At 59.6% G+C, this 6,361-nt stretch carries 5 protein-coding genes; 4 read left to right on the forward strand and 1 reads right to left on the reverse strand.

Annotated features, from left to right (window positions below; all coding sequences use genetic code 11):
• Together RTS12_RS19510 and RTS12_RS19515 are read left to right on the forward strand one after the other, a co-directional pair.
• On the forward strand, positions 1 to 1,185 hold a 1,185-nt coding region (locus tag RTS12_RS19510; RefSeq protein ID WP_312531560.1), incomplete at its 5' end, for a M3 family metallopeptidase.
• Between the two features lie 19 nt (positions 1,186 to 1,204).
• Positions 1,205 to 1,654 (forward strand): hypothetical protein, encoded by a 450-nt coding sequence (locus RTS12_RS19515; protein WP_312531562.1) that lies wholly within the window; start codon positions 1,205 to 1,207, stop codon positions 1,652 to 1,654.
• 169 nt (positions 1,655 to 1,823) lie between these two features.
• On the opposite strand, the gene RTS12_RS19520 is transcribed toward RTS12_RS19515, so the two are convergent.
• Positions 1,824 to 2,435, reverse strand: a complete 612-nt coding sequence (locus RTS12_RS19520; protein ID WP_312531565.1) for an SH3 domain-containing protein — start codon at positions 2,433 to 2,435, stop codon at positions 1,824 to 1,826.
• Positions 2,436 to 2,527: 92 nt separating this feature from the next.
• On the opposite strand from RTS12_RS19520, the gene RTS12_RS19525 reads away from it, so the two are divergent.
• Positions 2,528 to 3,538 (forward strand): D-glycerate dehydrogenase, encoded by a 1,011-nt coding sequence (locus tag RTS12_RS19525; RefSeq protein WP_312531568.1) that lies wholly within the window; start codon positions 2,528 to 2,530, stop codon positions 3,536 to 3,538.
• A gap of 165 nt (positions 3,539 to 3,703) precedes the next feature.
• On the forward strand, positions 3,704 to 6,193 hold the full coding sequence (locus RTS12_RS19530; RefSeq protein ID WP_312531571.1) for an FAD-dependent oxidoreductase: 2,490 nt from the start codon (positions 3,704 to 3,706) through the stop codon (positions 6,191 to 6,193).
• Positions 6,194 to 6,361 lie beyond the last annotated feature (168 nt).

The raw sequence follows: 6,361 nt of genomic DNA on the forward strand, positions 1-6,361 counted from the left end.
CCGGAAATGGCCCGCAATGCCGCCAATGTCGAAGAGCTGTTGATGCAGGTCTGGCAGCCCGCAGTGGCCCGCGCCAATCTGGACGCCGCAGCCTTCACCCGCGCACTGCATGAAGATGGCATCAACGGAGAGCTGGAGCCCTGGGACTGGCGCTTTTATGCAGAGCGCCGCCGCCGCGCCGAGCACGAGATCGACGAGGCCGAGGTCAAGCCCTACCTGACCCTTGATGCGATGGTGGGCGCGGTATTTGATACGGCCAACAAGCTGTTCAATCTGGATTTTTCAGAATTCAAAGCGCCGCTTTGGTCGCCCGACTGCCGTGCATGGGAAATCACCCGCGATGGCAAGTTGATGGCGATTTTCGTTGCGGATTTCTTTGCGCGCCCCTCTAAGCGCTCGGGGGCGTGGTGTTCGTACTTGCAGCAACAAGACAAGATCGGCGCGGGTCAGCGCGCTATCGTGACCAATGTGTGCAACTTTACCCCGCCCGAAAGCCCCGATGCCCCGGCCTATTTGTCCTGGGATGATGCGCATACGCTTTTCCACGAATTTGGACATGCGCTGCACCATATCCTGTCGGATGTGACCTGGCCTTCGATGTCGGGAACCTCGGTCGCGCGCGACTTTGTCGAGCTGCCCAGTCAGCTCTATGAGCACTGGCTTGAACAGCCCGAGGTTCTGGATCGCCATGCCCGCCACGTGCAAACCGGTGCGATCCTGCCTGCGGATCTGCGTGATCGCATGATCGCTGCGGGCAATGCCGATCAGGGATTTGCGACGACCGAATATCTGGAAAGTGCGCTGGTCGATCTGGCCTTCCATCAGGGCGCGCCCAGTCGCGATCCAATGACGACCCAGCGCGAGGTGCTGGACAGGCTGGGCGCGCCCAGTGCCATTCCGATGCGCCATGCCACGCCCCATTTCAGCCATGTCTTTTCGGGCGACGGCTATTCCTCGGGCTATTACAGCTATATGTGGTCCGAAGTCATGGATGCCGATGCTTTCGAGGCCTTCCGCGAGGCTGGCGATGTTTTCGACCCCAAAACTGCCGCGAAACTAGAGAAATGGATTCTCTCAAAAGGCGATTCTTTGCCTGCAGACGAATTGTGGCTGAAATTTAGGGAACGAAAACCGGGGGTTCACGCTTTGTTGAAAGGACGCGGGTTATTAACCGCGAATTCCTGAACATGGGAGAACCTGACACATGCTGAACAAAAAGCTATTCCTGCCTTTGGCCGCTATCGCGCTTGTTGGTGCAGTTGCCGCCTGTGAAAAAGTTGCCCCCGCCACGCCCGAGCCGACGCCCGGCCCGATGGCACAGTCGAATGCGCTGAACGGTGTCTATAACCTGCGCGCCAGCGATTGTGGCGTGGCCGACAGCAAGACCGGCCTGACCATTGACGGTAACCGCTTTGTCTTCCCCGCCGCCTCGTGTCGCGTGGCCAATTCGGAAACTCAGGTGAACCGCACCGAAGTGACGCTGGCCTGTGACGGCAGCGGCACGGGCGGCAATCGCGTGGTTCAGCTGCAATCGCGTCCGGGCGTATTGCGCGTGACCGAGGATCACACGACCCTGACCTATTTCCAATGCGCCAAGGCGGCCGCCTCGAGCGATACCATGCCCGTCCTGAGCCAGCCGCGCAACGATCTTTGATCGTCGCCCGCCTCGCATGAAATAGAAACAGCCAGAGAGAGATTCTCTGGCTGTTTGTCATCTTTCACGGCTATGCCTGTCTTTGCTTTTGGCCGTCTTTGCCAAGAGTTTGCCGGGGGCCGTTTTTGTTTCAGGCAGCCCTGACGAAGTTTCGTCTTGGGGATCGGGCCTAGTCGCGGATCTCATCTGGATCGACGCCCCAAAGCGCGGTTTTCAAAACCCACCCCTTTTCCCCGCCGCCCGAGATACGGCACCAATCCTTGTTGCATTCATGCAGCCGCACGATCGCACCGGATTCCGCACGTGCGATCACGGTGGAATTCTGATCGGGGCGCGACATCAGCTCTAGCATGTCTTGCTGCACGATGGCGGTCCGCACGCCCGACAAAAGCGCGTAATGGACCCAGCCGCCCGCACCATCCTGATCTTCGACCCGGCGCCAATGGCCAAATTCCGCGACCACGCGCAACGGCATGCCGGGGTGGCGAAACACCCAGTCGATGCGATGCGACAGGCTTGGCCCGCGCCGGGCATTGCCCTCGCTGCCCTTCAGGCTGACATAGCGCGGCACCGGAAGGTTGGTGACAGCCCCGCGATTGGGATCGCGTTGTTCGTTTTGGTGGCGACTGATCTCGGCATCAGCCGAGACATTATTGCCTTCGATGGCTTTGACCGTCTCTTCTGCGGTTGGAACTTGGGCCAGGGCGGGCATCGAGAAAAATACGGTTATCATCGCCAGATTCAGCAAAGCCGCACCCAGCCACGCATTTCTTGGTATCATATGCCTGTCCTGCCTTGTTGAGGGTCTTGTCTCTGCGCCCCATCATCGGCAGTTTGCCAAAAGCCGACCGGCATTGGAAGATAGGAGCAGCGATGACCGCTACATATGCGAATAATTCCTCACGCACGCGACTGAAAGTTGCGGTCACGCGCAAACTGCCAGAGGTCGTCGAAACTCGTATGTCCGAGCTGTTTGACGTCTTGCTGCGCGATGATGACAAGCGCCTGACCCGAGACGAGCTGACCGCACTGATGCGCGATTGCGACGTGCTGGTGCCGACAGTGACCGATACCATCGATGCCAGCATGCTGGCCCAAGCCGGAGAGCGGCTGAAGCTGATCGCCAACTATGGCGCGGGCGTCGATCACATTGACGTCCACTCGGCACGCCAGCGGGGCATTTTGGTGACAAACACCCCCGGTGTCGTAACCGAAGATACGGCCGATATGACGCTGGCACTGATTCTTGCAGTCACGCGCCGTCTGCCCGAGGGCATGGCCGAAATGCAAAGCGGGCGCTGGCAAGGCTGGGCCCCCACGCTGCATTTGGGTGGGCGGGTCGGCGGACGTCGTCTGGGCATCTTGGGAATGGGGCGCATCGGTCAGGCCGTTGCGCGCCGCGCCAGCGCCTTTGGCATGCAGATCCACTATCACAACCGTCGCCGCCTGCGCCCCGAGACCGAGGCCGAGCTGCAGGCGACCTATTGGGAAAGTCTGGATCAGATGGTCAGCCGCATGGATGTCATCTCGATCAACGCGCCCCATACGCCGTCGACGTTTCACCTGATGAACGCGCGCCGCCTGAAGCTGATGAAGCCATCGGCCGTGATCGTGAACACCTCGCGTGGCGAAGTGATCGATGAGAATGCACTGACGCGGATGCTGCGGGCAGGAGAGATTGCGGGCGCGGGTCTGGATGTCTTTGAACATGGTCACGAGATCAACCCGCGCCTGCGCGAGCTGCCAAATGTCGTGCTGTTGCCGCATATGGGCTCGGCCACGATCGAGGGGCGCATGGAAATGGGCGAAAAGGTGATCCTGAACATCAAGACCTTCGCAGATGGCCATCGCCCGCCTGATCAGGTCTTGCCGGGCCAATATTAAGCGCGGCCTCGCTGCATAGCAAAACTGCTGAAAGCCCCCATTGGGTGCTTTCCTTTTGTCATTGGCAGCGGCGCGTGTCGTATTTGTCGCGAAATATGTCGGAGGCACTGAATGCCGGTTTCCCGACTCGGGCAAAATCGCGAAAGCCAATCAACGGAGAGCCTGATGAAAACCCATGTAAAAGCCCTGATCGTCGGCGGTGGCGCGGTCGGCTGCGGCATTGCCCTGCATTTGGCCAAAGCGGGCTGGGATACGATGCTGGTCGAGCGCGACGAGCTGACTTCGGGTTCGACCTGGCATGCGGCGGGCCTGCTGCCGCTGTTCAATATGGGCTATGCGACGACGCATATTCATGACTATTCGGTCAAGCTTTACGCCGGGCTCGAGGCGGAAACCGGGCTGAACGCCGGCTTTACCCGCTGCGGCAACCTGCGCATGGCGCAGACGGATGCGCGGATGGATGAATATAAGCTATATTCCTCGGTCGCAGAGACTGTGGGGATCGAGCATGTCTTTCTGACCCCGGCCGAGATCAAGGAACGCTGGCCTTTGGTGCGGACCGAAGACCTCAAAGGGGCGCTCTTTCATCCCACGGATGGCTATATCAACCCCGCCGATGTCACTCAGGCCATGGCCCGCGCGGCCCGTATGGCTGGCGCGACCATCGAAAGACGCATTCAGGTGAACGGCTATCGCTGGACCGGGAATGAATGGATCGTGTCCTGTGATCGCATGGTCGAAAAGGGCGGAAACCTTGTCGCGGCGGATGAACCCTTCGAGATCCATGCCGAACATGTGGTGACCGCGACCGGGAACCACGCACAGCGGACCGCGCGCCTTTTGGGCATCAAGATCCCCGCCATTCCGGTCGAGCACCAATATATCGTGACCGAACCGGACCCTGCATTGGCCGCATGGCGCGCCGCAGGCAACCCCGAGCACCCGGTGCTGCGCGATGCCGATGCGAAATGGTATGTCCGCGAAGAGCGCGGCGGCTGGATCCTTGGCCCCTATGAACGCAACGCGCCCGCGCGCTTCCTTTATGATGTGCCCCAAAGCTTCCGCGCCGACCTGTTCCCCCTCGATCTTGAGCGGATCGAAGAGGAATATATGTCGATGATCCACCGTATTCCTTCATCGGAAACGGTCGGTCTCAAGGATGATTTCAACGGGCCAATCTGCTACACGCCAGATGGCAACCCGCTGGTTGGCCCGGCTCCGGGGCTGCGCAATATGTGGCTGGCCGAGGGCTTTAGCTTTGGCATCACCGCTGCAGGTGGTGTGGGTCATTATCTGGCCCAGATGATGACCCAAGGCGAAGCCGAGATCGATATGGCCAGCCTTGATCCGCGCCGCTTCGGGGGGTGGATGACCACCGAATACGCGGCGCGCAAGAATGAAGAGGCCTATGAGCATGTCTTCATCCTGCATCACCCCGACGAAGAACGGGAAGCCTGCCGTCCTTTGCGCACGGCGCCTGCCTATGACCGCCAGCTTGCTGCGGGTGCGCAATTTGGTCAGGTGAATGGCTGGGAGCGCCCGAACTACTATGCGCCGATCGGCTTTGATGATCACGCATCGCGCAGCTTCCGCCGCGGCGGCTGGTGGGAACATGCCGTCGCCGAGGCGCGGGCAGTGCGTGAAACTGCCGGGCTGATTGACGCCTCGGCCTTTGCCAAACACCGTGTCAGCGGGGCAGGGGCTACGGCCTTTCTTGACTGGCTGACCACGAACAAGCTGCCAAAGGTCGGACGTATCAACCTGACCTATGCGCTGACCGAAGCCGGAACCACACGTACCGAATTCACCATCGTGCGCATGGCACAGGATGATTATTATCTGATCTCGGCGGGCGCATGGGCAGATTACGACGGAGACAACCTGACCAAGCTGGCCGAGGATAAACAGGGCGAATTCGGCACGATCATCGTCCAGGATATCACCACCCAATGGGGCGTTTACGCCCTCGCTGGCCCCAATAGCCGCAAAATCCTGGCAGAACTGATCCGCGATGCGGATCCGGAAACAGCGCTGTCCAACAAGCGCTTCCCCTGGCTTTCGATGCGCAACATCGAATTGGGAATGGTGCCAGTACGCGCCATTCGCGTGGCCTATACGGGAGAGCTTGGCTGGGAGCTGCACTATCCGATCGAATTTGGCCGCCACCTTTGGGACGATCTGATCCGCGCTGGTGAAAAGCATGGGCTTAAACTGGTCGGAGCAAGGGCACAAAACTGGCTGCGTCAGGAAAAAAGCTATCGCGCCTTCGGCACAGAGCTGGGACGCGACGCCACCCCGCTAGAGGCAGGGCTGGATCGATTTGTCGATCTGGAGAAAACCTTTAATGGCAAAGCAGCAATGGAAAAAACCGCAATCCGCTCGGCTTGTGTGACATTGCTGATTGACGGTCCGGCAGATGCCGATCCTTGGGGGCGCGAGGCACTGTTCCTGAACGGCGAAAAGATTGGTCGTCTGACATCCGGGGGATATTCGGTGGCCTTCGACCGTCAGATCGGTATGGGCTATGTTCGCCCCGATCTGGCAACGCCGGGCACCAAGCTTCAGGTGCGCATGCTGGGCGGCCTCTACAATGCAGAGGTCGTGATCGATAGCCCCTTCGACCCCGAGAATAAGCGCATTCGTATCGACGGCTGATCTGGCAGGAGTGGGTATTTTCTTGATGAAGAAAGGGGCTGACCGGCCCTTTTCTCTATCACCCAAATACCCAACTTCTTGCAAAAGAGCATGGCGCAAACAAAAAGGCCGATCCCGTAGGATCGGCCTTTTTGTTTTGGAGCGGGCGATGAGATTCGAACTCACGAC

The sequence above is a fragment of the Paracoccus sp. (in: a-proteobacteria) genome (genome assembly GCF_032007265.1).
Lineage (GTDB): Bacteria > Pseudomonadota > Alphaproteobacteria > Rhodobacterales > Rhodobacteraceae > Paracoccus.

Excerpts from the sequence above, each read along its gene's own strand:
- RTS12_RS19515 (WP_312531562.1), top strand. The coding sequence starts at position 1,205 with ATGCTGAACAAAAAGCTATTCCTGCCTTTGGCCGCTATCGCGCTTGTT.
- RTS12_RS19520 (WP_312531565.1), bottom strand. The coding sequence starts at position 2,435 with ATGATACCAAGAAATGCGTGGCTGGGTGCGGCTTTGCTGAATCTGGCG.
- RTS12_RS19525 (WP_312531568.1), top strand. The coding sequence starts at position 2,528 with ATGACCGCTACATATGCGAATAATTCCTCACGCACGCGACTGAAAGTT.
- RTS12_RS19530 (WP_312531571.1), top strand. The coding sequence starts at position 3,704 with ATGAAAACCCATGTAAAAGCCCTGATCGTCGGCGGTGGCGCGGTCGGC.